Source organism: Haloleucobacter ellipsoideus (genome assembly GCF_052491725.1).
Window position 1 is genome coordinate 58,099 of the sequence record NZ_JBQWAR010000021.1, and the last position, 22,207, is coordinate 80,305.

Below are 22,207 nucleotides of genomic sequence, written 5' to 3' on the forward strand. Positions count from 1 at the left end.
CTGTAGCTGCTTATAGAAATTACAGTCCGGTAAGTCCTGTTGAACCAAAACCACCGGCTCCGCGTGCAGTTTGGTCCAGATCTCCAGATTTTTCCAGCATTATTTGCGTCACGGGTGCGACCACAAGCTGTGCGATGCGCATGCCTCGCGTGATGGGAAAGACTTCCGGCCCGTGATTGATGAGGATGACCTTGATCTCGCCGCGATAGTCGGCATCCACGGTGCCCGGAGCGTTGAGCACGGTGACCCCATGCTTCAGCGCCAGCCCGGAGCGCGGGCGCACCTGCCCCTCAAATCCCGTGGGCAGCGCCAGGGCAAGGCCGGTGGGGACGGCCAGAAAGCGGCCCGGCTCCAGCAGCAGGGTTTCACCCTCGGCAAGGGCGGCGGCCAGATCCAGCCCCGCGGCCCCGGCCGAAGCCTGCGCCGGCAGGGGCAGCCCCTCGCCATGCGGCAGAAGGCGGACGGGGACGGTGAGAGGGGAGGTGCTCATCAGGCTTGTCCTTCCAGCAGGGTGGCGATGCGGGCGGCCAGACGGCGGGCGACCTCCGCCTTGGAGGCGGTGGGCCAGTCCTCGACCTGCGCCGGGCTCACCAGATGCACGGTATTGGTGTCGCCCCCCATCACCCCATGGGCGGGGGATACATCATTGGCGACGATGAGATCGCAGCCCTTGCGGGCCAGCTTGGCGCGGGCATGCTCCACCACCTTTTCCGTTTCGGCCGCAAAGCCGATGACCAGATGCGGGCGCAAGGTGGGGTGGCGGGAAATGGTGGCGAGAATGTCCGGATTTTCGACCAGATGCAGGGCCGGGGTGCCCTGTGGCCCCTTCTTGATCTTCTGGTCGGCGGCATCGGCCACGCGCCAGTCGGCCACCGCGGCGGTGAAGATGGCGACATCCACGGGCAGGTTGCCTTCCACGGCGGCGAGCATCTCGCGGGCGCTTTCCACATGAATGGTGTGGACATTTGGAGGGTCCGGCAGATCGACCGGGCCGGACACCAGAACCACCTGCGCGCCCGCCGCCGCCGCCGCCGCCGCAATGGCGTGGCCCTGCTTGCCGGAGGAGCGGTTGGCGATATAGCGCACCGGATCGATCGGCTCATGGGTGGGGCCGGAGGTGACCAGAATGCGCCGCCCTGTCAGCGTGGCGGAACCCACATGGGTGAAATGGCCCTCGATCGCCGCCAGAATTTCCATCGGTTCGGCCATGCGCCCCTCGCCAAACTCGTCCCGCTCGGCCATGGCGCCGGCATTGGGGCCGATGCGGGTGATGCCATCCGCCTCCAGAATCGCCAGATTGCGGCGGGTGGCCGGATGCGCCCACATGCGCGGATTCATGGCGGGCGCGATCAGCACCGGCTTGTCTGTGGCGATGAGGGCGGTGGAGGCCAGATCATCGGCGATCCCGTGCGCCATGCGGGCCATGAGGTCTGCTGTTGCCGGGGCCACCACCACCAGATCAGCCTCGCGCGAAAGGCGGATATGGCCGATATCATGCTCGGCGGTCAGGTCGAACAGATCGGTGAAAACCCGCTCGCCCGTGAGCGCGCCGACCGTGAGCGGGGTGACGAACTGCTGGGCGGCGGGGGTGAGAATCGCCCGCACGCTGGCGCCGCGCTCTTTCAGCCGGCGCACCAGCTCCAGACATTTGTAAGCGGCGATGCCACCGCCAATGATGAGGAGGATGCGTTTGTTGCGCAGCATCTGTCTGGCTCCTGCTGAGGATTGGCGGGCATGCCCGATGGTCCGGTTTCGCCATATAGCCATGCGCGGGCGCTGAGGCCAGCACGGAACAGCGCCATGCGTCCACCGCCGGATGCGGGGCGGGGCAGGATGAAGGCGGGTTCCGCCCCTTCGCGGGATATGAGGCTGATTCCCGAAGGCGGGCGCAAAAGGCTGTGGAGTGAAAGGCCGTGGGCTGCCGGAATGGGGCGCGGGGCTGCGCCGAGGCGGGCATGTTCATCTGTCCGGCATTGGTGCACGGGCGGGGCGGGTGCAGATGAGGGCGCGGGGTGTCGTTTCAGCCGGATGATGGGAGCAGGCGTGCTGCTCCCATCCTGTTCTCACCAGAAGCCGGGGCCGTAGGGGCCGCCCCAGGGACCCATGTCATAGGAGTCCTGGTTCATCATGGCGGTCATTTCTTCCTGGTTCGCGATATTCTGCTGGAACCGCATCTGCTGATAGGCCTGGAAGTTGGCCTCATTGCCATAATAGAGGCACTGGCAGCCCTTCGGGTCCGCATAGAAGTAGCGCGGCTGGCCACCCTTGGAGAGTGCGAAGATCTGGTTCGGCGGGTATTTCTGCAGGGCAGCAAGCTGCTGCGGCGTGGTTGCCTGGCGCATGTTGAAGCCGGCCGCGGCGAGCATGTTCTCTTTGCTCTGGGTGGCCGTGACGCAGGCGCCCAGACCAATGCTCAGGACCGCCAGCGCAGCGATGGTAGCTGATTTCACGCGGATTTCTCCTCTCTGCGGTCAACCCTGACCGAATGGTAAAACTCTGCCCCTTCTCCGGCGCCGAAGCAACTGTAATGGCGCGCTGCAGACGGGAAAACTCTGCTTTGGAGCGGATATAACCAGCCTGTTCTGGCAGAAGCAGCGTATCGGCCAGAAACCCCGGTTCTTTTTACCATGCATTGATCTCGGGCATATTCAGCCGTGGCGTTGCCCATTGCGTGTGTCACAATGGGCCGCCGAATACCCAGCCGCGAGATGGAAGGGGCGAAGTATTTCTGGCATGAGGAAGATCAGCGCGGGATGGAACATCTCACATGAGACCAGTAGTGGATTCGGGTGCACTGCGGTTGACCAGATGGGGTCGTGAATTCGACGATTCCGGCACCGAATCCATGTTCCGGGCGAACCGTCTCGACGAGAACCGGCTTCAGGCGCGCAACCTGTTCCGGGCGGTCACCGTGCTCAGCCTTGTGGGGCTGGCCATGCTGGCGGTGTTCCGCGTCACGTTTCCCCATGTTCACCCGCTCGCCATTGTCGGTCTGGCGCTGGCTCTCGCGGTTTCCCTCGCCGGCATGTACGGGCAGGGCCGGGCGCAAACACCCGCGCAGATGGAGTGGGTGTGCGTGGGCTGGGAGTGGGGCATGGCGCTGGCTGTCGTGCTTCTCATCCAGTCCCATGACATGCGCGCGCTGTTCCTCGTCCTGCTGTTGCCGACACTGGTCTATATGGCCTTGCAGACCCGGTTCCGGCTGTGCGTGGGGTGCGGTGTCGGCATCAGTCTTCTCCTGCTTTATGCCTATCAGGGCACGCCATGGGCCGGGCAGTGGCAATGGGGCGTGGCGCTGACTGTCCTGCTGCTGAACATCTCGCTCATCTATTGCGCCGCCCGCACCAACCAGTTGCAGCGCTTGCGCTGGGCCTCGCTGGAGGCGGAATGCTGGGCGCGGCAGCGCCAGCGGGAAAGCGAGCGCCAGCTTCAGGCGGTCTTTCAGGCCGTGCCCTTGCCGCTGGTGGTGACCCGGCTCTCGGACGGGCAGATCCTGCGGTTCAACGAGGCGACGCTCAGCTTCTATGGAGGCAGCGCCTCGGCCCTGCGCAGCCTGAACGCCTGCCACACCTATGTGGATCAGGGCCGGCGCGCCGCCCTCATGGCCCGGCTTGAGGAATTCGGGCGGATCACCGATTTCGAGCTCTCGCTCAAGCGGGCGGATGGACAGGTGCGCAATGTTGTCATTGCCGCCGCCCCGGTCGAGCTGAATGACGAGGGCTGCCTCGTCTCGGCCCTGATCGATGTGACCGAGCGCGTGGCCGTGGAACAGCAGGTGCGCCATGCCGCCCAGCATGATTCCCTCACCGGCCTGCCCAACCGGGCCGCTTTTCAGGAGCGCCTGCAGGCGGTGCTGGCCAACCGGGGCGGCGCATGCGGGGTCTGCCTGCTGCTGGTGGATCTGGACGGGCTGAAGGATGCCAATGACTCCCTTGGCCATGATGCCGGAGACGCCGTGCTGTGCGAGATTGCCCGCCGTCTTGTCCGGCTGGCGGGCGAGGGGGCGCTGGTGGCGCGGCTGGGCGGGGATGAGTTCGTCATCATGCTGGAGGCGCGCGATGCCCTGCGGCAGGGCCAGCGGCTGGCGCATGCGATCGTCAGTGACCTGCGTCGGCCCTTTGCCTATGCCCGCCACCATGTCTCAACCCGCGCCAGTATCGGCATCGCCTCCTGCCCGGAGCATGATTGCAGCTATCGCGAGCTGATGAAGGGCGCGGATCTGGCGCTTTACGCGGCCAAGCAGCAGGGACGGAACCGCTATATGGTCTACACGCCGGATATGCGCCAGGCGGTGCAGGCGCGTATCAACCTGCTGCGCGCCATGGTCGAGGCGCTGGAGCGCGACGAGATCCAGCCCTATTACCAGCCCAAGATCAATCTCGCGACCGGCCGGCTGGAGGGCTTCGAGGCGCTGGTGCGCTGGCGGCGCAGCAAGACCAATGTGCTGACCCCGGCCTCCTTTGAGCTGGCGCTCAGCGACCCGGAAATGTCAGTTCTGCTCAGCGAGCGGATTGTGGAGCGGGTGACACAGGATGTGAGCGGCTGGATCAGCGCGGGTTATCCATGCGGGCGCATCGCCATCAATCTGGCCGCCGCCCAGTTCTCCCAACGGGATCTGGCCGCCAGTCTGCTCGGGCGGTTTCGCGCCGGGGGGGTGGACCCTTCCTGCTTCGATGTGGAAATCACCGAAACCGTGTTTCTCGGCCGCGATATCGGGCAGGTGCGGGCCACGCTGCATGCCCTGCGGATGATGGGCGTGGGCGTGTCCTTCGATGATTTCGGCACCGGTTATGCCGCTCTTGTCCATCTCAAGCAGTTGCCGATCGATGTCATCAAGATCGACCGCGGCTTCGTGAAGGATATCGAGCGCGATCCGTTTGATACGGCCATTGTGCGTGCGGTGATCGACCTTGCGCGCGAACTGAGGATGGCGGTGGTGGCAGAGGGGGTGGAAACGGCCGGGCAGGCGCGCTTCCTCGAGGATTGCGGATGCGATGTGGCGCAGGGCTATCTGTTCTACAGGCCCATGCCCGCCGCCGATGTGGTGGCCCTGTTGATGCAGGAAGGGGAGGCGGCGGCGCGGACCCGCCGGGCCCTGTTTGCCTGAAATTCCGGCCGGCGGAACAGATGCGTGCCCGGAAAGCATGAGTGCACTTGATTTTTACTGCCGTGCCTCCGATATCCAGCCGGAACGTCTTCGAGCGAAGCGGGCATCGGTTGCGTGAGAGGGCGTGACCATGGGGCATGCGGGCATCTTCCGGCCATATGGTATTGGGGATGCCTGATCGATGACACGGAATGCAATGCTTCCCGGTGCGGGAAGCTGAAACAAGCCAAGGGGAAAACCGGATGAGCGACCAGACGAGCGCGACCCAGACCGGCAATGCGGCGGAGGCAGCCGCCAGGCCGTCCGAACAGGTTGCCCAGGCCGAGGCCGCCACCGAAACGCAGGCTCCTGTGGAGGAACTGCATCCGGCCGAGCTGGAAAGGGCGCGGCTGGAGGAAGAGGTGGCCAGCCTCAAGGACAAGTGCCTGCGCGCATTGGCCGAGGTGGAGAATGTGCGGCGCCGTGCCGAGCGTGAGGTGGCTGACGCCAAGACCTATGGCATCGCCTCCTTCGCGCGCGATGTGCTGACCGTGGCGGATGATCTGGCACGGGCGCTGTCCGCTGTGGATGATGATGCCAAGGCCAATGCCGAAGGCCCGCTGAAGGGGCTGATCGAGGGGATCGAGCTGACCGAGCGCGGTCTGGGCCGGGCACTGGAAAAGCAGGGTGTGCGCAAGGTGGACCCGAAGGGCGAAAAGTTCGATCCCAATCTCCATCAGGCCATGTTCGAGGTGCCGGACCAGAGTGTGCCGAATGGCACGGTGGTGCAGGTTGTGCAGTCCGGCTATCTCATTGGCGAGCGGGTGCTGCGCCCGGCCATGGTCGGTGTCTCGCGCGGCGGGCCCAAGGCCGAGGCGCCCAAGCCTGAAGCCCCTAGGACCGACGCGCCCGGCGCCGATGCCTTCAAGCCCGATGCGCCGGCCGATGGTGCCAGCGGGGAAAACGAAGGCAAGGTCTGATCCTGGCGCCTTCAGGGCCCTGGAGTTCCGGCTGTTTTCAGGCAGCCTTGTCGATGATGCAGACGGGCCGGCTCACCGGCCCGTTTTTCTTTGGCGCCCTCAATCGTGCCGGTCCCTTGTCTTGACCCCCGCCGGTGCAGACCCGACATAAGTCAAGGCGCGCCACACAGCATCGCGGCCCGCCCAGCACAGGAGCGAAGACATGACCGGTTCGTCCGCTTACACAGTTCCGAAGGTCTGGACATGGGAGAAGCCCAGTGGCGGGCATTTCGCCAGCATCAACCGCCCTGTCGCCGGCCCTACCCACGAGAAGGACTTGCCGGTCGGCAGGCATCCGCTCCAGCTTTATTCCTTGGCGACGCCGAACGGGCAGAAGGTCACCATTCTGCTGGAAGAGCTGCTGGCGCTGGGCCATGCCGGGGCGGAATATGATGCCTGGCTCATCGATATTGGCAAGGGCGACCAGTTTTCCAGCGGCTTTGTGGAGGTGAATCCCAATTCCAAGATCCCGGCGCTGATGGACCGCTCGGGTGAAAAGCCGGTACGGGTGTTCGAATCCGGCGCGATCCTGCTGTATCTGGCGGAAAAGTTCGGTGCATTCGTGCCCACTGACCCGGCGGTACGGGCCGAGTGCCTCTCATGGCTGTTCTGGCAGATGGGCAGTGCGCCTTATATTGGCGGCGGGTTTGGCCATTTCTTTGCCTATGCGCCGGAGAAGTTCGAATATCCGATCAACCGTTTCTCCATGGAGGCCAAACGGTTGCTGGATGTGCTGGACCGGCGGCTGGCGGAAAGCCCCTATCTTGCGGGCACCGATTACAGCATTGCCGATATTGCCGCCTTCCCCTGGTATGGCGGGCTGGTGAAGGGCTGGCTCTATGAAGGCTCGGCCGAATTCCTTTCGGTGCAGGACTACACCCATGTGCTGCGCTGGGCGGATGCCATAGCCGAACGCCCCGCCGTGCAGCGCGGGCGCATGGTCAATCGCACATCCGGCCCGCTGGAGCGCCAGTTGCGGGAGCGTCACGACGCCAGCGATTTTGAGACCCGCACGCAGGACAAGCTGGAAAAAGCGCGGGACTGAACGGAAAAAGCCCCGGCATACGGCATGCCGGGGCTTCCATGTTCAGGCGGGCACGGCTTCCCAGGCCGGGAAGGGGTCTGGCAGATATTTCAGGGCTTCCGGATCAAACCGGGCCGGTTCATCCGGGCCGATGAGGCAGGCATCAAGCGCGGCGCGCATGGCGGCCTCATCCAGGGCGATGCCGATGAACACCAGTTCCTGCCGTCTGTCACCATAGCCGGGCACCCACTGGGAGCGCAGCCAGGAGCGCCAGTCCGGGTGGGTTGGCCAGTGCTCCTGCGGAATGCTCGCCCACCAGCGGCCGATATGGCCCGTCTGGCAAATGGCGCCGGCAAGGCTCATTTCACCCACGCCCTTCGGGCGGGTGGCCAGCCAGAACAGGCCCTTGGCGCGCACCAGACCGGGCCATGTGCGTGCCAGAAAAGCGTGGAACCGGTCCGGATGGAAGGGCCGGCGGGCGCGATAGACGAAGGAGGAAATGCCATATTCCTCCGTCTCGGGCACATGGTCCCGGAAGCCGTTCAGCTCCTTGAACCAGAGCGGATGGGTACTGGCGCGCTCGGGGTCGAACAGCCCGGTGCCCAGCACATCTCCCAGCTCCACCCTGGAATAGTCCGTCTCGATGAGGCGGGCATCCGGGTTCAGGGATTTCACCACCCCACGCACCGTGGCCCGCTGTTCCGGCGCAACCCCGGAAACCTTGTTCAGCACGATGACATCGGCAAACTCGATCTGGTCGGTCAGCAGGTCCACCAGCGTGCGCTCATCCTCTTCCCCCGCCACCTCGCCCCGGTCGCGCAGGAAATCGCGCGAGCCGAAGTCCTTCAGCAGGTTGGCGGCATCCACCACGCTCACCATGGTGTCGAGGCGGGCAATGTCGGAGAGGGAGAAGCCCTCCTCATCGCGAAAGTCGAAGGTCGCGGCCACGGGCAGCGGCTCGGCGATGCCGGTGGATTCGATGAGCAGATAATCGAAACGCCCTTCAGCGGCGAGGCGCTTCACTTCGGTCAGCAGGTCATCGCGCAGGGTGCAGCAGATACAGCCATTGGTCATCTCCACCAGCTTTTCCTGGGTGTGGGAGAGATTGGCCCCGCCGGAGCGCACCAGCTCCGCATCAATATTCACCTCGCTCATGTCATTGACGATGACCGCCACCTTCATCCCCGCGCGATTGGAGAGGATATGGTTGAGCAGGGTGGTTTTTCCTGAACCGAGAAAGCCGGACAGCACTGTCACAGGCAGGCGGGTATCCCGCATCATACATCCTCCGGGCCATGATGAGCCGGAGCATGCGGCAAGGGTCATCAGCGCCCGCGCCCGCTCCGGCGATAGCAAATGATATAATGTATCATTATGGAATTCGTAAAGTCCTGAACTGAAGGTGCGGGATGCTCCAGCCCTTCTGGCTGCATGTCAGAGGAAAAGTGCCGGGATATGGAGACAGGCGCGGGTTCAGGGCTTCCGGCGGGCGGCGGCTGGCCGGAAGGCGTGCCCTGAAACCGGATGGGGAGGATCAGGCTTCCGGTGCCTCGGCGAAGATGCGGTCCACCAGTGCCTGCACCCGGGCGAAGGCGGCCTCGGCCCCTGCGGCGACCCGGGCCTCGCTCGGGCTATCGATCTCCGGTCCATCGAGCGCGGCCGTGAAGGTGCGCCAGTGCAGCCCGCGCCCTTCCGGAGCGGCGGCCAGATGGCGGGCACCCATGGTTTCCGAAAGCCCGAGCCCCGCCGCCGCCTTCAGCAGGAAAGCCGCGCCAAGATTGGAGCCTTCCGCCACATACAGCCAGCCCAGGGCGGTGGGAATATCCACCTGCTGGCCATCGAAGCGGGGCGGGCCATCGGCCTCGGGCAGGGGGATGCCGAGATCAGCCAGATCCTGCGCGATCAGCGCAAGACGGCGGCGACCGTCCAGATCCGGCAGGATGCCGTCCAGTTCCCGGTTGGAATAGAGCGCATCAATGTCGCGATGGAACAGATACTGCACCTGGAGGAACAGGCCATAGCGCGCGCGGCTCTCGAACGGCCGGCCGGCCATGATGGACTTGTCGAGCCTTGAATGCGTGTCATGGGTCAGCTTCTTGAGCGCCAGTGCACGCTGCGTGGAGGGCTGTTCGAGGGTTTCGGTGGTCATGAGGCAATCCTCGTCATCTCGGGGCAGGCCGTTGCAAAAAGGATCAGACTGACCGTGAAACATGTTCAGATCAGGTGGCGTTCGGATGGGACCGATGGCTGCGTCTGAGTATCGACAAGGGGATACAGGCCTTTTCATGGATGGGCAACATGGCTGGCCATGTTGTCCATCCGGCTGCGGCGGGAGAGGATCCTAAAAGCGCGGAGCGCTTCAGAAACCCAGGCGCTTTGAGAGCTTGTGCGCATAGCGGATGACATCGGCACCCAGCTTGTCGATCTGGGCATCATCGAGATGCGGCGCCAGAACCGAGATGGCGAAGCCGCCAATGGCCCGCTCGCCCGAAAAATCGAAAATGGGTGCGCCGATGCACACCATGCCATCGCGCACCTGCTGGTCATCCACGGAAAAGCCGCGCGCACGCACCTGATCCAGCTCGCGCTCCAGCGTGTCGAAGTCGCTCACGGTGCGTGCGGTCAGCGGGGCGGGCAGGCCGCGGGGATAGAGCGCGCGCACCTCCTCATGCTCCATCGTGCTCAGCATGGCCTTGCCGGTGGCGGTGAAGGCGGCGGGCAGGCGCATGCCGATTCGGAAGGTGATTCCCAATGGATCATCACCATGACGCGATGCAATATAAACAACATCCGCACCGTCGAGGATCGTCAGGGTCAGTGTTTCGACGCGCAGTTCCGGTGTCTCTTCCCAGAGTCTCGAAAACTCATCGACAATATCGGAGCGGGAAGCAAAAGCATTCGCCCACCGCATCACATGGCTGCCGAGCACGAAACCTGAATCGCGCCGTCGCAAAAGGCCGAGATTGACGAGGGTCGAGCACAGGCCGTGCGCCGAACTCTTGGGAATATCGAGAGAGCGGGCGATGTCCGCCAGCCCGACAGGGGAGCTGCTGCGTGCAATCAGGTCCAGGATAGTCACAGCCCTGCTGACGGCCGGAACATCCTTGGCGGCGCTTTTGTTTGGTGTTGGCACGCTTCACCTCCAATGGCGTCCCTCCCAGCTTTTTGAGCGGAGGGGGATGGCTTTTGCATTCTTCTCGATACATAATACAGAACGTCATTCAGTATATCGAATGACAACAATATAAATGTGGATTCCAGACGCATATCAGGGTGTGGAAATCTAGGAGGACGTTCATGCGCCTAACTTATCTCATGTCATCCTTGGCGTGTGCCGCCATTGTGGCGGCAACCCCCGCCCTTGCACAGAATGCGGCTGAGAAGCCGTTCAAGATCGGCGTTCCCACCTTCCTTTCCGGCGCTGCCGCCGGCCCCTTCGGCATTCCCGCAAAGCATGCGGCTGAAGTGTTCGCCGCCGCCGCCAATGCCGGCCAGCTGCCTGCCCCCTATGACAAGCTGGGTTTTGGTGGCCGTCCCGTCGAGCTGGTCGTGATCGATGAGGCCGGCGGCACCACCAAGCAGGTGTCCGAGTTCCGCAACCTGGTGGAACAGCAAGGCGTTGACATGGTGGTGGGCTACACCTCTTCCGGTGACTGCCTGGCCGTTGCCCCCGTTGCCGAAGAGATGAAGACCCTGACCCTGCTGTTCGATTGCGGCACCCCCCGTATCTTCGAAACGGCAGACTATGAATATGTCTTCCGCCCCGTCGCCACCGCCACCATGGATAATGTCGGCGCGGCTCTCTACGTCTCCGAGAAGCTGCCCGAGTTCAAGACCTACGCTGGTATCAATCAGAACTATGCCTGGGGTCATGACGCCTGGGCCGACTTCGAGGGGACGCTGAAGTCCACCAAGGAGGGCACCAAGCTCACCACCTCGCAGATGCCCAAGCTGGGCGCCGGCCAGTACAATGCGGAAATCTCCGCCGTGCTCGGCTCCAAGCCCGATGTGGTGCATTCCAGCTTCTGGGGTGGCGATCTGGAGGGTCTGATTCTCCAGGGCGCGCCGCGCGGCCTGTTCAAGAATTCCGTGGTGGTGCTCACCTCCGGTGAAACCGCCCTGCACCGTCAGGCCAAGCAGATTCCCGATGGCACCATCATCGGCGCGCGTGGCCCCAACGGCATCTTTGCCCCGGACAATGCCTATAACCAGTGGTTCCGCAAGGCCTACAACGAAAAGACCAAGGAACTGCCGAGCTATCCTTCCTACCACATGGTGCAGTCCCTGATGGCCGCGAAGCTGGCCTATGAGAAGGCCCAGGGTGGTGACGCCTCCAAGGTGCCCACCAGGGAAGAAGTGGCGCAGGCGCTGAAGGGCCTGTCCTTCGAGGGGCCCTCCGGCAAGGTGGAGATGAGCCTCGGCAAGGGCCATCAGGCCGTGCAGGAAATGGTCTATGGCCGCGTCAAGAAGGACGATGCCGGCAACATCACCTTCGTGGATGTCGTGCGTTATCCCCCGGAGCGGGTGAACCCCCCGGAAGGCGTGACCTCCGCGGACTGGATCAAGGGCGGCCTGAAGGCTCCCAACTGATCGTCCCGGCTTGAAGTTCCTGCCTTCCCGGTCTCCGGCCGGGAGGGCAGGCCCGGAGCGTTCCAATATGTCAGGATCATCGTGAAACGATGACAGGTCCGCGTCACGGCGCGTGCCCTCCCAGCAGATCGAAGCTTTGCCGCCATCAGGCGGAAATCACTTCACGGCTGCACAGCCCGTGCTGCGGGGCGCCTTGCGCCCGGCGCTCACCGCACTCCCGAACGAGCAGGACATGAACGGACTTCTCGGCGCCGTCATAGACGGTATCCTTTATTCGGCCTGGCTTTTCATTATCGCCGTGGGCCTGACGCTGATCTATGGCGTCATGAAAATTCTCAACATGGCGCATGGCACCTTCTATGCCATCGGCGCCTATGTTGCGGTTACCTTTCTGGGCTGGTGGTTCGCGCAGGACCTGCCGGCACTGGGCATCATTCCGGTGATGCTGCTGTCCGCCCTTGGCGCGGGCCTGGTGCTGGGGCTGGTGGTGGAGCGTGGCTTCCTCAAGCATTTCTCCGGGCGCGACCCGGTGGTGCTGCTGCTGGTGACCTATGCGCTCTTCCTCATTCTGGAAGATGTGATCAAGCTCATCTGGGGCGTTGACCCCTGGATTGCCTCCGAGCCGCTGTGGATCTTCGGACAGGTGGATATCGGCGACCTGACCTATCCCACCTACAATCTCTTCATCGTGGCCGTGGCCGCGGTGGTCGGCATCCTGCTCACCTGGTTCCTGCAGTTCACCGCCAGGGGCAAGATGCTGCGCGCGGTGATCCATGATCCCGAGGTGTCCCGTTCCATGGGCATCAATGTCGGGCGCTGGAACCTTGTGGCCTTTGTCACCGGCTCGATCCTTGCGGCCCTGGGCGGGGCCTTCACCGCGCCCACCATTTCCGTGGTGCCCGGCATGGGTGTCGAGGTGGTGGTGATGATGTTCGCCGTGGTGGTGATCGGCGGTCTGGGGTCCATTCCCGGCACCGTGGCTGGTGCGCTCATCGTGGGCTTTGTGCGCTCCTTCGCCGTTCACTACTGGCCGGAAGTCGAAGTCTTCAGCGTTTATGCCGTCATGGCGCTGGTGCTGGCGATCCGCCCGCAAGGTCTGTTCTCGGGCGTGGAGTTGCGCAAGATATGAACCGCACATTCACTTTCCTGCCCCCGCTCATCGGATGCGGGGTCCTGCTCGCGGTCATTGCCTGGCTGCTGCCGAGCTGGAATTTTGTTCTGGCCATCGGCATGGCCAAGGGCCTGCCGGTGCTGGGTCTGGTGCTGCTGATGCGTGGCGGCCTCGTCTCCTTCGGGCAGGGGCTCTATTATGCGCTGGGCGGCTATACCGTCGGCCTCGCCTCCCAGTTCTGGGGCGTCAAGGATGCCGCGGTGCTGCTGGTGTGCGCTGTCGTGTTCGCCGCTGTGGTGGCCTTCATCATCGGCCTGCTGCTGTCGCGCTACCGTGACATCTTCTTCGCCATGCTCAGCCTGGCCTTCTCCATGCTGCTCTACGGCATTCTGGTGAAGAGCACCGATCTGGGCGGCACCGACGGCTTCAACATTCATGGCGTGACCCTGTTCGGCCTGCCCCTGACCGGCGCGGACCGGATGAACGGCTTCCTCCTGCTCATCGTCATCGGCGTGCTTGGGGCCATCAATCTGGGCCTGTTCGCCTCCACCGCCTTCGGGCGGCTGCTCTCCGGCGTGCGTGACAACGAGATCCGCGTGGAATATCTGGGCGCCTCCGCCAACCGCGCCGTGCTCATCGCCTATATTCTGGCGGCTGTCATGGCGGCGCTGGGTGGCGCCATGAGCGGCATCATCGTGGGCCATATCGACCCTGAAATGGCGTTCTGGGCAACCTCCGGCGAGTTTGTGGTGATTGCCATTCTGGCCGGCACGGGTGGCGTGATCGCGCCCTTCCTGGCCGCCGTGGTTCTCGAGGTGGTGCGCTCCTTCGCCTATCAGTATGCCCCCAATACGTGGCAGCTGGTTCTGGGGCTCATCATTCTCGCCCTCATCCTGTTCCTGCCCCAGGGCCTTTCCGGCCTGATGCGGCGTGGCCCGCGGGCGGCCAATGCGGGAGAGAAGTCATGACAAGCCCCATCATTGCCGCCAAGGGCCTGCGCAAGCGCTTCGGCGCGGTGGTCGCAGCCAATGACGTGAATGTGGACATCATGCCCGGCACCATTTCCGGGCTCATCGGCACCAATGGCGCCGGCAAGACCACCTTCATCAACATGATCACCGGCTATCTCCAGCCGGATGAGGGCTCCATCCTGCTGAACGGCCAGGAAATCGTCGGGCGCTCCCCGCGCGAGATCACCCGTCTTGGCGTGGCGCGCTCGTTCCAGATTCCCCAGCTGTTCGACTCTCTCACGGCGATCGAGAATCTCGCGCTTGCCGAGTCCGCGCTGGAGAGCAAGGGGATTGGCGGCTTCGCCATCCTCTCGGACAAGGCGCTGGAGAAGAAGGCCGGCGAGACACTGGAGCGGTTCGGTCTGGAACGGTTCGGCCATGCGCTGGCCGGCACCATGCCGGAAGGCGTCCGCAAGCTGCTGGACATCGCGGTGGCGATGGTCGGCAGCCCGAGCGTGCTGTTTCTGGATGAGCCCACCAGCGGCGTGTCCAGCGAGGAGAAGTTCCCGATCATGGACCGCGTCATTGCGGCCACGCGGGCAGACAATGTCAGCGTGCTGTTCGTGGAACACGACATGGAGATCGTGCGGCGCTATTCGGATCGCGTGCTGGCCTTCTTTGAAGGGCGCGTGCTGATCGATGACAAGCCGGACGTGGTGATGAACGATGAGCAGGTGCGCACCCTCATCATCGGCGAGGACAAGACCCATGGCTGAGGCGACCCCCCTGCTTGAAGTCAAGGATATCGACGTCGCCATCGGGCAGGTGCAGATTCTGCGCAAGGTTTCCCTTGCCGTGCCGCAGGGCGCGATGGTGGGGATCATCGGCCGCAATGGCGCGGGCAAGACCACCATCATGCGCGCCATCATGGGCCTGCTGCCGCTTCTGTCGGGCAGTGTGCGCTTTGAGGGCACCGAGATCTCCGGCGAGCCGGCCCACAAGCGTGCCGGGCGCGCCATAGGCTTCGCCCCGGAAGACCGCCGCCTCATTCCCGAGCTGACGGTGGAGGAAAACCTGCTCCTGCCATCCTGGGCCAACCACCACAAGGATGCGCAGGAGCGGCTGGAAGACACCTTCCGCCTCATTCCCGAGGCGCGCGAGTTCCGTCACCGGCGCGCCCTCCAGCTTTCGGGCGGCCAGCAGAAGCTGGTGGCCATCGGCCGCGCCCATATGGTGGGCACCAAGCTGCTGATGCTGGATGAACCGTTCGAGGGCGTGGCTCCGGCCCTGTCCAAGCGCATCGCCGAGGTGGTTGCATCCCTGCGTCCGCTGGGGCTTTCCGTGCTGCTCTCCGGCGCGGATCTCCAGCATGCGGGCGGCAATCTGGATCGGGTGTATCGTATAGATCGCGGACAGGTCGAATCCGGGTCCGGGAGCTGAGGTCATCCCGGCTCTTCCGGCCGTTTCCCCGGTTGCATGATCAGGGAAACGGCTCACATTTCAGGTTGTCGCATTGGAATGACGGGAGCGTTTGTGTCCCCCGCCTGAAAATGCGCCGGCCATTTTCCCAGGATGCAGTTCTGAACGGATACGGACATGAACGATTTCATCTTCAGCACGACAAAGACCATCATTTCCCGCGTCGGCGCCGCAGCGCAGATCGGCGAAATCGTGAAGCCGGTTCTGGGTGCGCGGATCGTGCTGGTGACCGATGCCGGCCTGCGCCGGGCCGGTCTGCTGGATGCAGCTCTGGCCTCCCTCGCCGCCCACAATATCGCTGTCGAGATCTTCGATGACGTGGTGGCGGACCCGCCGGAGAAGAATGTCCTGTCCCTCATCCAGATCATCAGGGACCACAAGGCGAGCGGTGTTCTGGCCATTGGTGGCGGCTCGCCCATGGATGTGGCCAAGGTGGCGGCTCTTGTGGCCGGCAGCGGCGAGGCGCTCGCCGATGTCTATGGGGTGAACAAGGCGAAGGGCCCGCGCCTGCCGCTGGTTCTGGTGCCGACGACAGCCGGAACGGGCTCGGAAGTCACGCCGGTTGCCATCATCACCACCGGTGAGACCACCAAGTCCGGCGTTGTCTCGCCCCTGCTGCTGCCGGATATCGCGGTGCTGGATGCCGAGCTGACCGTCGGTCTGCCCCCGGCTGTCACCGCCGCCACCGGCATCGACGCGATGGTGCATGCCATCGAATCCTACGCTTCCGCCTCGCCGAACAACAATCCGGTGTCGCAGGGGCTGGCCCGTCAGGCGCTGCGTCTTCTGGGCGCGAATATCCGCGAGGCCACCTTCAACGGCCAGAACCGCGACGCCCGTGCCGCCATGCTGCTTGGCGCGCTGTTCGCCGGGCAGGCTTTCGGCAATTCCCCGGTCGCGGCGGTGCATGCGCTGGCCTATCCCATTGGCGGGCATTTCCATGTGCCGCACGGTCTTTCCAATGCCCTGGTCCTGGCCCCGGTGCTGCGCTTCAACCTGCCCAAGGCCGCCCATGTCTATGCCGAGATCGCGGCAGATGCCTTCCCGGAGCTGGCGGATGTGAGCTTCGACAATCGCGGTGAGGCTTTTGTCGAAAAGCTGGCCGAGCTGGGCCGTGAGCTGAAGGTGCCGCAGGGCCTGCATGAAGTGCAGATTCCGCGTGATGCCCTGCCCATGATGGCGCGGGACGCCATGAAGCAGACCCGCCTTCTGGTGAACAACCCGCGCGAGATGACGGAAGCCGATGTGCTCGCCATCTATGAAGAGGCATTCTGAGGCGACACCATCGCCCCAGCCCTGAAACCCGAGACTGATCATTGCGCCCCGGCGCTCGTCTTGGCCGTCGCGACGCCGCGCCGACCGTAACCAGGACATGACACATGACCGCTAGTGCCAGAAATGAGTTTCTCCGCGAAGCTGTACTGATTGACGGCGTATGGAGCGGGGCCGATAACGGCGCGACGATCCCTGTGAGCGATCCGGCCACAGGGGCCAGCCTTGGCACCATTCCCAATGCCGGTGGTGCGGAGACCGAACGCGCCATTGCCGCCGCACAGGCCGCCTTTCCCGCATGGTCCAGCCTGCTGGCGGGGGAGAGGGCGGCACGGCTTCAGGCCATGGCCGAGGCCATTCGCGCCAACCGCGATGCGCTGGCCAGCCTGCTGACCAGCGAACAGGGCAAGCCGCTGAAGGAGGCCGTGGGCGAGGTGATGATCGCCGCCGCCTATATCCAGTGGTTCGCCGAAGAGGCCCGCCGGGTCTATGGCGAGGTCATCCCCTCTCCCTGGCAGGACCGCAGGATTCTGGTGACGCGGGAGCCGGTGGGTGTGGTGGGCGCCATCACGCCGTGGAACTTCCCCTTCTCCATGATCGCCCGCAAGATGGGCGCGGCGCTGGCGGCGGGCTGCACCATTGTGGTGAAGCCTTCCGAGTTCACGCCCTATTGCGGTCTGGCCTGGGGTGTGCTGGCCGAAATGGCGGGCATTCCCAAGGGGGTAGTCAATATCCTCACGGGTGATGCGAAAGCCATTGGCGAGGCGCTCACCTCGAACCCCATCGTGAAGAAGATCACCTTCACCGGCTCCACCCGCGTCGGCAAGCTGCTGATGGCGCAGGCCGCCGGCACCGTGAAGCGCGTATCCATGGAGCTGGGCGGCAATGCCCCCTTCCTGGTGTTTGACGACAGTGATCTGGACCGGGCGGTGGAAGGTGCGATTGCCGCCAAATACCGCAATTCCGGCCAGACCTGCGTGTGCACCAACCGCTTCTATATACAGGCCGGCATCTATGACGCCTTCGCCGAGAAGCTGGCGGCGCGCGTGCAGCAGATGAAGGTGGGCAACGGTTTCGATGAGGGGGTCGAGCAGGGCCCGCTCATCAATGAGGCCGCTGTCGAGAAGGTGGAGCGCCATATCGCCGATGCCGTCGCCAAGGGTGGACGGGTTCTGGTGGGCGGCAAGCGCGATGCGCTGGGCGGCACCTTCTTCCAGCCCACGGTGGTGGCGGATGTGAAGCCCGGCATGAGCGTGCTGAAGGAGGAAACCTTCGGCCCGCTTTCCGCGCTCGTCCGGTTCGAGACGGAAGAGGAGGCCATTGCCGCGGCCAATGACACCGAGTTCGGCCTGGCGGCCTATCTCTATACCCGCGACCTGGCCCGCGCCTTCCGCGTGAGCGAGGCTCTTCAGTATGGGATGGTGGGCATCAATGAGGGCATCATCACCACCGAGGTTGCCCCCTTTGGCGGCGTGAAGGAAAGCGGCATGGGCCGCGAAGGCTCGCTTCACGGCCTGGATGACTATCTGAACATGAAATATCTCAGCATTGGCCTGTGATACCGGATGCGCCGGCCTGAACGCCGGCGCATCCGGTATCCGGCGCGCTCATGCCGTGTTCTGCGCGATGGCATGAGATGGCGCCAAGCAGAAGGCGTTTCTCCGGTGCCCTGATGCGGAGAAACGCCTTTTTCTTGTCCGGGCCTTCCGGGCCCCTCCCGGCCCCCTGCCGCATCTTCTGGCTGGCATGATCTTTCACCGGCCGGATGGTGAATGCAGGAGGGCTGTGCCGGCATTTGCGGGCAAGCCGGCACGCGGCGTATGTCGCTAGATGCCCGGATCGAAACGCCTCTCGCCCGCGCGCCGCTCCTCGCCGTTCCAGTCTGTGGAAGCTGCGGAACAGACGCGGTTGCGCCCGCTCTTCTTGGCCTCATAACACGCCGCATCGGCGCGTTTCAGGGCGGCGTGAAGATCCTCGTCCGGCGCGATCTCGGCGACGCCGAAGCTGGCCGTGATCCTGCGCTCATCCAGCCCCTCGAAGGACATGGCGGCAAGCTGCATGCGCAGATGCTCGGCAAACCGGGTGGCGCTGAACAGGTTCTGGCGTTCCAGCAGCAGCACAAATTCCTCGCCGCCGAAACGGGCGACCACTCCCGGTCGATCCAGAATCCTGGAGGCCAGCCGGGCAAAATCGCGCAGGACCAGATCGCCCGCCGCATGCCCGAAATCATCATTCACCGACTTGAAATGATCGAGATCACAGAAAACCAGCGTTAGCGGCCAGGCGCGGCGACGGCACATGAGCATGTCTGCCCGGGTCTCGAAAGCGCGCCGGTTGGCAAGGCCCGTCAGCGCATCCGTTTCGCCTTCACGCCGGAACTCCTCGATGATGTCCGCCGCAAGGGCGGCCAGAAACGTGAGGGCAAGAGCAAAGCCGGAGATGAGAATGGAGAAGTTCAGGATCTGCCAGAAAGGAGATTGTTTGAACAGCACAGTCAGAAGGGAGACATCCGCGCCATCCTGCCGCAACTGGTCAAGGCGCAGGAGATCTTCCGAAATGGGGACCGTCAGCGCCGTGCGGATGAAGAAATGCACGCCGAACAGCAAGACCGCCCAAAACAAGATTTTGTCGATCAACCGGCCTGTTTCATGCCGGCGCATGCGCGCGGCCACAAGCAGCAGGATGAAGCCATAGCCGAAATTCTGCGCATAGATGCGCACAATCAGGTTTCGGTCCACATAGAAGAAATACCATGTCAAAAACAGGATGAGGCCGAGAATAAGGTAGAAAATGACATAATTTATGCTTTGTCCGGACCTGACGAATATACCGCGGATCATCAGGAGAACGGAGAATGCATAGACTGACCCTGAAATGAGGGTGTTGGGCCCCGGAGCTTTGGGAATGCCGATGATTTGTATCAGTGCGGCTATGGCATAGGTAAAGAAGGCGCCGGCAAAGAACAGCGCATAATGGTGCCGACGCTGGTATATCCATGCCACCAGAAAAACCGTAGCCACAATTATGGCAACAGCCGGTCCTGTGAAGATATAAAGCTGTTCCTGCTCCTGCGTCATGCCCGCCTGGCCCCCAACAGCTCGGTACCACCTCTTGGACTTCCCGCCCGGCATTGTCTGCGGCTTTAATTGACTATCCTGAAAAGTCAACCGGATGAAAAGCGCGGGCCGCCTTCCTGAAGCCGGAGTGGGGCTGATTTCATTCGTGCACAGAAATGGTTGTCATATTTCTGTGCCCTTCTGTGGTTTGGCGAGATTTTTGGAGGGGTGGAAAGCATTCGGGAGGTATTCATATGTAGCTATATCCGGCAATATAGCTGTGCCCCCAAACCATCCTGCTGAGGGTAGGGCTGAATCTGCCGCTCATGGCGATTCAGGAGAGGCAGATGGCTGGATCCGGGCTGCCTTGTCCAGGGGGCAAAACCGGGCGCGGCCAGACAGGGCAGGGGCGGTGCCATGCGCAGGCTGCGCACAAAATGTGAAGCAACTGGTGCGTGGCCGTGGTGGCGGCTTTTGCAGGGCCGTGCATCCCGCACGCGGATGCCCATATGGAGTCGTGCAGGGCAAGCACCAGTGGGCTGATAGGGATCCGGCCCTGATTATGCAGATGGCGATCCTCGCCCCTCTCATGGGCGGCAGGGCGCCATAGGGCGGACGGCCTCTGGGTCAGGCGGCTTCTCTATCGATTGGGGAGTTTGGTCAGCCTGTTTCGGGATCGCCCACCAGCGGCTTCAGCAGGGGGACTCGAACAGGTGGCCAAAGAAAGCGGCCTCTTGCATTGCATGCCGCGCTCGGGCTTGTAGCGAGATCTGCTGGCTGGCGATGGGCCGGAATAACCTGACCTCATCCATATGCTCCGAAGGAGCTTTAGCACTTTTCTGATGATGATCCACAGATCACCGAAGTGATGGTGGGCACACTAGGGCTCGAACCTAGGAACTTCTGATTAAGAGACACAGGCTCATCTGATTTTTCGCATTCTGCGGAACCGGGAATAGCTAATGACATGCGTATCTACATTGAATAATCACATATAATTATATATCACCTGTTTATTGAGGTTGGGGGCATCGGAAGAAACCTGCTCGTATCTTTCCAGATTCCCAAGCGGGTTCCCATGCGATTTACGGAAAAAACGCTGAGCTCTTTTGCTCTGCCAGATGGCGTTACAAGCAAGATCTGGTTCGATGATGAGCTCCAACAGGCGTAGTTTCCGTATGTAGTTCAAAAGTCCTATGTGGATCACTCCAGTCTCCCTATTGCTCAAGGCGTATGGGGAAGGACACACATAGGCCAACTCTCAATGGAAATACCCATCCAATCCGGATCACTTCTCAGCGGAAATCAGCAATCATACATTAAGCGGCTGAAAAAATTGATGAGGAGTAGCGACATAGCGGCGACGCATGATAGCCGCCCGCTCCTCAACCTTTGATGCCGAAGCCTGAATGTGATCTCGCAATGCCAGTTCTGCACCGATCTCGTCTCTGGCTCTTATCCGAAGGAAAATGCGGATATGCTCCTGCATGAACGGCTCATATTCCGGCATGTCGATACGAATGCCCATGATCTGCTTGCTCAATGCCAGCAGGCACTGGGTTCGGCGCAGCACATCCACAAAAGTCGTGTTCGAGCAGAAATCCAGACAGCGCACATGCAGGTCCAGCTCCAGCTCATACAGCTCTCCAGCAGTAATGGCGGGATAGCGGTCCAGCACTGTTTCATGCCGTTTAATCATCGCATCAACCAGCAATGGGGGAATATGCGGCACAGCCAGCCGCAATGCTTCCGGCTCAAGCAGTTCACGCAGGCGGTAGAGTTCCAGAATACGCTGCGTGCTCAACGGCACCACAATCCAGCGTAGGCTGGAGTCCTTTTCCACAAGACCCAGAGGTTCCAGATGCAGAAGCGCATCGCGCGCGCTGCTGCGGCTGACCCCATAATGGCGTGCCAGTTCAACCTCATTGATGCGGACCGCACCAAAGAAGGCCTGATAGATAATGGTCGCCTCAAGCTCGTTGATGAAGGTTTGCCAGGAAAATGCCACATGGCTTTCAGGCAGGTCGATCAGATCCAGAACCTGATCCAGCAGCGTCCGGTCTGGCAGGGTTCCGACGGGGCCAACAATCAGGCCGCGCCCACCAAAACGATGGGCCAGACCGTCTTTTTCGATCATAGCCAGTGCCTGCCGCACCGGAGCGCGCGAAACGTTCAGCCGTCCGGCAACCGGCCCTTCAAGGATAACCGTTCCGGGAGGAAATACCGAGCTGCGGATCGCACGCGCCAATGTCTCGTGAACTATTTCATACAGTTTTTTTTTACGACACATCGCCCTGTTCCAGCATCACTGCTTCAAGCCTCACATGAAATACTGCGGTGCATGCGCACCGAAAAACAGGGCCTGAAGGTTTTTTCCGTACCGGTATCCGGCCCTGAAAACACGCTTCTACCACCGCGAAAAAGCTGAAACCTTGCCGGAAAATGCAAGGGCCCGCTCCTGTCCCGGCTTTCTACAGGACCACGCTTGGCCTGGCACATGTGTTCCATACGGCTGAAACATCTTTTTTGCCAGACCTCGGCCTGCAACATAAGCGTTCCTCAAAAAGCAAAATACGGGCAATGACCGATCATCTGGTGTCAGGGAGGCAGGCCTTCCGGC

At 62.7% G+C, this 22,207-nt stretch carries 18 protein-coding genes; 10 read left to right on the forward strand and 8 right to left on the reverse strand.

Translation table 11 applies throughout. The features are described from left to right. Positions 1–19: 19 nt before the first annotated feature. From dut to ACT6QG_RS14835, 3 genes are all read right to left on the reverse strand, one after another. Positions 20–490, reverse strand: a complete 471-nt coding sequence (dut, locus tag ACT6QG_RS14825) for a dUTP diphosphatase (protein ID WP_444978362.1) — start codon at positions 488–490, stop codon at positions 20–22. Then, entirely contained in the window at positions 490–1,704 is a 1,215-nt protein-coding gene (gene coaBC / locus ACT6QG_RS14830; RefSeq protein ID WP_444978363.1) for a bifunctional phosphopantothenoylcysteine decarboxylase/phosphopantothenate--cysteine ligase CoaBC, read from the reverse strand. Before coaBC ends, dut begins: the two co-directional genes overlap by 1 nt. A gap of 359 nt (positions 1,705–2,063) precedes the next feature. Continuing rightward, positions 2,064–2,450 (reverse strand): hypothetical protein, encoded by a 387-nt coding sequence (locus ACT6QG_RS14835; RefSeq protein WP_444978364.1) that lies wholly within the window; start codon positions 2,448–2,450, stop codon positions 2,064–2,066. Positions 2,451–2,767: 317 nt separating this feature from the next. On the opposite strand from ACT6QG_RS14835, the gene ACT6QG_RS14840 reads away from it, so the two are divergent. From ACT6QG_RS14840 to yghU, 3 genes are all read left to right on the forward strand, one after another. Beyond that, a complete protein-coding gene (locus ACT6QG_RS14840; RefSeq protein ID WP_444978365.1) occupies positions 2,768–5,107 on the forward strand; it encodes a putative bifunctional diguanylate cyclase/phosphodiesterase in 2,340 nt (779 codons plus the stop codon). Between the two features lie 242 nt (positions 5,108–5,349). Continuing rightward, positions 5,350–6,066: a nucleotide exchange factor GrpE gene (gene grpE, locus ACT6QG_RS14845; RefSeq protein ID WP_444978366.1), complete on the forward strand. Its 717-nt coding sequence runs from the start codon at positions 5,350–5,352 to the stop codon at positions 6,064–6,066. Positions 6,067–6,268: 202 nt separating this feature from the next. Then, on the forward strand, positions 6,269–7,150 hold the full coding sequence (gene yghU, locus ACT6QG_RS14850) for a glutathione-dependent disulfide-bond oxidoreductase (protein ID WP_444978367.1): 882 nt from the start codon (positions 6,269–6,271) through the stop codon (positions 7,148–7,150). Positions 7,151–7,192: 42 nt separating this feature from the next. On the opposite strand, the gene zigA is transcribed toward yghU, so the two are convergent. The 3 genes from zigA to ACT6QG_RS14865 form a co-directional block, all read right to left on the reverse strand. Further along, a complete protein-coding gene (gene zigA / locus ACT6QG_RS14855) occupies positions 7,193–8,407 on the reverse strand; it encodes a zinc metallochaperone GTPase ZigA (protein WP_444978588.1) in 1,215 nt (404 codons plus the stop codon). A 256-nt stretch (positions 8,408–8,663) separates the two neighbouring features. Further along, the gene (locus ACT6QG_RS14860) at positions 8,664–9,278 is read right to left on the reverse strand and encodes a biliverdin-producing heme oxygenase (RefSeq protein ID WP_444978368.1); all 615 of its coding nucleotides are present in this window, start codon (positions 9,276–9,278) and stop codon (positions 8,664–8,666) included. A 210-nt stretch (positions 9,279–9,488) separates the two neighbouring features. Continuing rightward, complete coding sequence (locus ACT6QG_RS14865; RefSeq protein ID WP_444978369.1) at positions 9,489–10,262, reverse strand: IclR family transcriptional regulator; 774 nt, start codon at positions 10,260–10,262, stop codon at positions 9,489–9,491. 164 nt (positions 10,263–10,426) lie between these two features. On the opposite strand from ACT6QG_RS14865, the gene ACT6QG_RS14870 reads away from it, so the two are divergent. The 7 genes from ACT6QG_RS14870 (at position 10,427) to ACT6QG_RS14900 (ending at position 18,090) form a co-directional block, all read left to right on the forward strand. Beyond that, entirely contained in the window at positions 10,427–11,719 is a 1,293-nt protein-coding gene (locus ACT6QG_RS14870; protein ID WP_444978370.1) for an ABC transporter substrate-binding protein, read from the forward strand. Between the two features lie 232 nt (positions 11,720–11,951). Next, complete coding sequence (locus ACT6QG_RS14875) at positions 11,952–12,848, forward strand: branched-chain amino acid ABC transporter permease (RefSeq protein WP_444978371.1); 897 nt, start codon at positions 11,952–11,954, stop codon at positions 12,846–12,848. Further along, positions 12,845–13,798: a branched-chain amino acid ABC transporter permease gene (locus ACT6QG_RS14880; RefSeq protein WP_444978372.1), complete on the forward strand. Its 954-nt coding sequence runs from the start codon at positions 12,845–12,847 to the stop codon at positions 13,796–13,798. Before ACT6QG_RS14875 ends, ACT6QG_RS14880 begins: the two co-directional genes overlap by 4 nt. Next, positions 13,795–14,556: an ABC transporter ATP-binding protein gene (locus ACT6QG_RS14885; RefSeq protein ID WP_444978373.1), complete on the forward strand. Its 762-nt coding sequence runs from the start codon at positions 13,795–13,797 to the stop codon at positions 14,554–14,556. The genes ACT6QG_RS14880 and ACT6QG_RS14885 overlap by 4 nt, the downstream gene beginning before the upstream one ends. Continuing rightward, the gene (locus ACT6QG_RS14890) at positions 14,549–15,220 is read left to right on the forward strand and encodes an ABC transporter ATP-binding protein (protein WP_444978374.1); all 672 of its coding nucleotides are present in this window, start codon (positions 14,549–14,551) and stop codon (positions 15,218–15,220) included. Before ACT6QG_RS14885 ends, ACT6QG_RS14890 begins: the two co-directional genes overlap by 8 nt. Positions 15,221–15,376: 156 nt before the next feature. Further along, a complete protein-coding gene (locus tag ACT6QG_RS14895) occupies positions 15,377–16,534 on the forward strand; it encodes an iron-containing alcohol dehydrogenase (RefSeq protein WP_444978375.1) in 1,158 nt (385 codons plus the stop codon). 104 nt (positions 16,535–16,638) lie between these two features. Then, positions 16,639–18,090, forward strand: coding sequence for an NAD-dependent succinate-semialdehyde dehydrogenase (locus ACT6QG_RS14900; protein WP_444978376.1), 1,452 nt, complete (start codon positions 16,639–16,641; stop codon positions 18,088–18,090). 267 nt (positions 18,091–18,357) lie between these two features. On the opposite strand, the gene ACT6QG_RS14905 is transcribed toward ACT6QG_RS14900, so the two are convergent. Beyond that, the gene (locus ACT6QG_RS14905) at positions 18,358–19,608 is read right to left on the reverse strand and encodes a GGDEF domain-containing protein (protein WP_444978377.1); all 1,251 of its coding nucleotides are present in this window, start codon (positions 19,606–19,608) and stop codon (positions 18,358–18,360) included. A gap of 1,291 nt (positions 19,609–20,899) precedes the next feature. Beyond that, entirely contained in the window at positions 20,900–21,877 is a 978-nt protein-coding gene (locus ACT6QG_RS14910; RefSeq protein ID WP_444978378.1) for a GntR family transcriptional regulator, read from the reverse strand. Positions 21,878–22,207 lie beyond the last annotated feature (330 nt).

Excerpts from the sequence above, each read along its gene's own strand:
- dut (WP_444978362.1), bottom strand. The coding sequence starts at position 490 with ATGAGCACCTCCCCTCTCACCGTCCCCGTCCGCCTTCTGCCGCATGGC.
- coaBC (WP_444978363.1), bottom strand. The coding sequence starts at position 1,704 with ATGCTGCGCAACAAACGCATCCTCCTCATCATTGGCGGTGGCATCGCC.
- ACT6QG_RS14840 (WP_444978365.1), top strand. The coding sequence starts at position 2,768 with ATGAGACCAGTAGTGGATTCGGGTGCACTGCGGTTGACCAGATGGGGT.
- grpE (WP_444978366.1), top strand. The coding sequence starts at position 5,350 with ATGAGCGACCAGACGAGCGCGACCCAGACCGGCAATGCGGCGGAGGCA.
- yghU (WP_444978367.1), top strand. The coding sequence starts at position 6,269 with ATGACCGGTTCGTCCGCTTACACAGTTCCGAAGGTCTGGACATGGGAG.
- zigA (WP_444978588.1), bottom strand. The coding sequence starts at position 8,407 with ATGCGGGATACCCGCCTGCCTGTGACAGTGCTGTCCGGCTTTCTCGGT.
- ACT6QG_RS14860 (WP_444978368.1), bottom strand. The coding sequence starts at position 9,278 with ATGACCACCGAAACCCTCGAACAGCCCTCCACGCAGCGTGCACTGGCG.
- ACT6QG_RS14870 (WP_444978370.1), top strand. The coding sequence starts at position 10,427 with ATGCGCCTAACTTATCTCATGTCATCCTTGGCGTGTGCCGCCATTGTG.
- ACT6QG_RS14875 (WP_444978371.1), top strand. The coding sequence starts at position 11,952 with ATGAACGGACTTCTCGGCGCCGTCATAGACGGTATCCTTTATTCGGCC.
- ACT6QG_RS14880 (WP_444978372.1), top strand. The coding sequence starts at position 12,845 with ATGAACCGCACATTCACTTTCCTGCCCCCGCTCATCGGATGCGGGGTC.
- ACT6QG_RS14885 (WP_444978373.1), top strand. The coding sequence starts at position 13,795 with ATGACAAGCCCCATCATTGCCGCCAAGGGCCTGCGCAAGCGCTTCGGC.
- ACT6QG_RS14890 (WP_444978374.1), top strand. The coding sequence starts at position 14,549 with ATGGCTGAGGCGACCCCCCTGCTTGAAGTCAAGGATATCGACGTCGCC.
- ACT6QG_RS14895 (WP_444978375.1), top strand. The coding sequence starts at position 15,377 with ATGAACGATTTCATCTTCAGCACGACAAAGACCATCATTTCCCGCGTC.
- ACT6QG_RS14900 (WP_444978376.1), top strand. The coding sequence starts at position 16,639 with ATGACCGCTAGTGCCAGAAATGAGTTTCTCCGCGAAGCTGTACTGATT.
- ACT6QG_RS14905 (WP_444978377.1), bottom strand. The coding sequence starts at position 19,608 with ATGACGCAGGAGCAGGAACAGCTTTATATCTTCACAGGACCGGCTGTT.
- ACT6QG_RS14910 (WP_444978378.1), bottom strand. The coding sequence starts at position 21,877 with ATGTGTCGTAAAAAAAAACTGTATGAAATAGTTCACGAGACATTGGCG.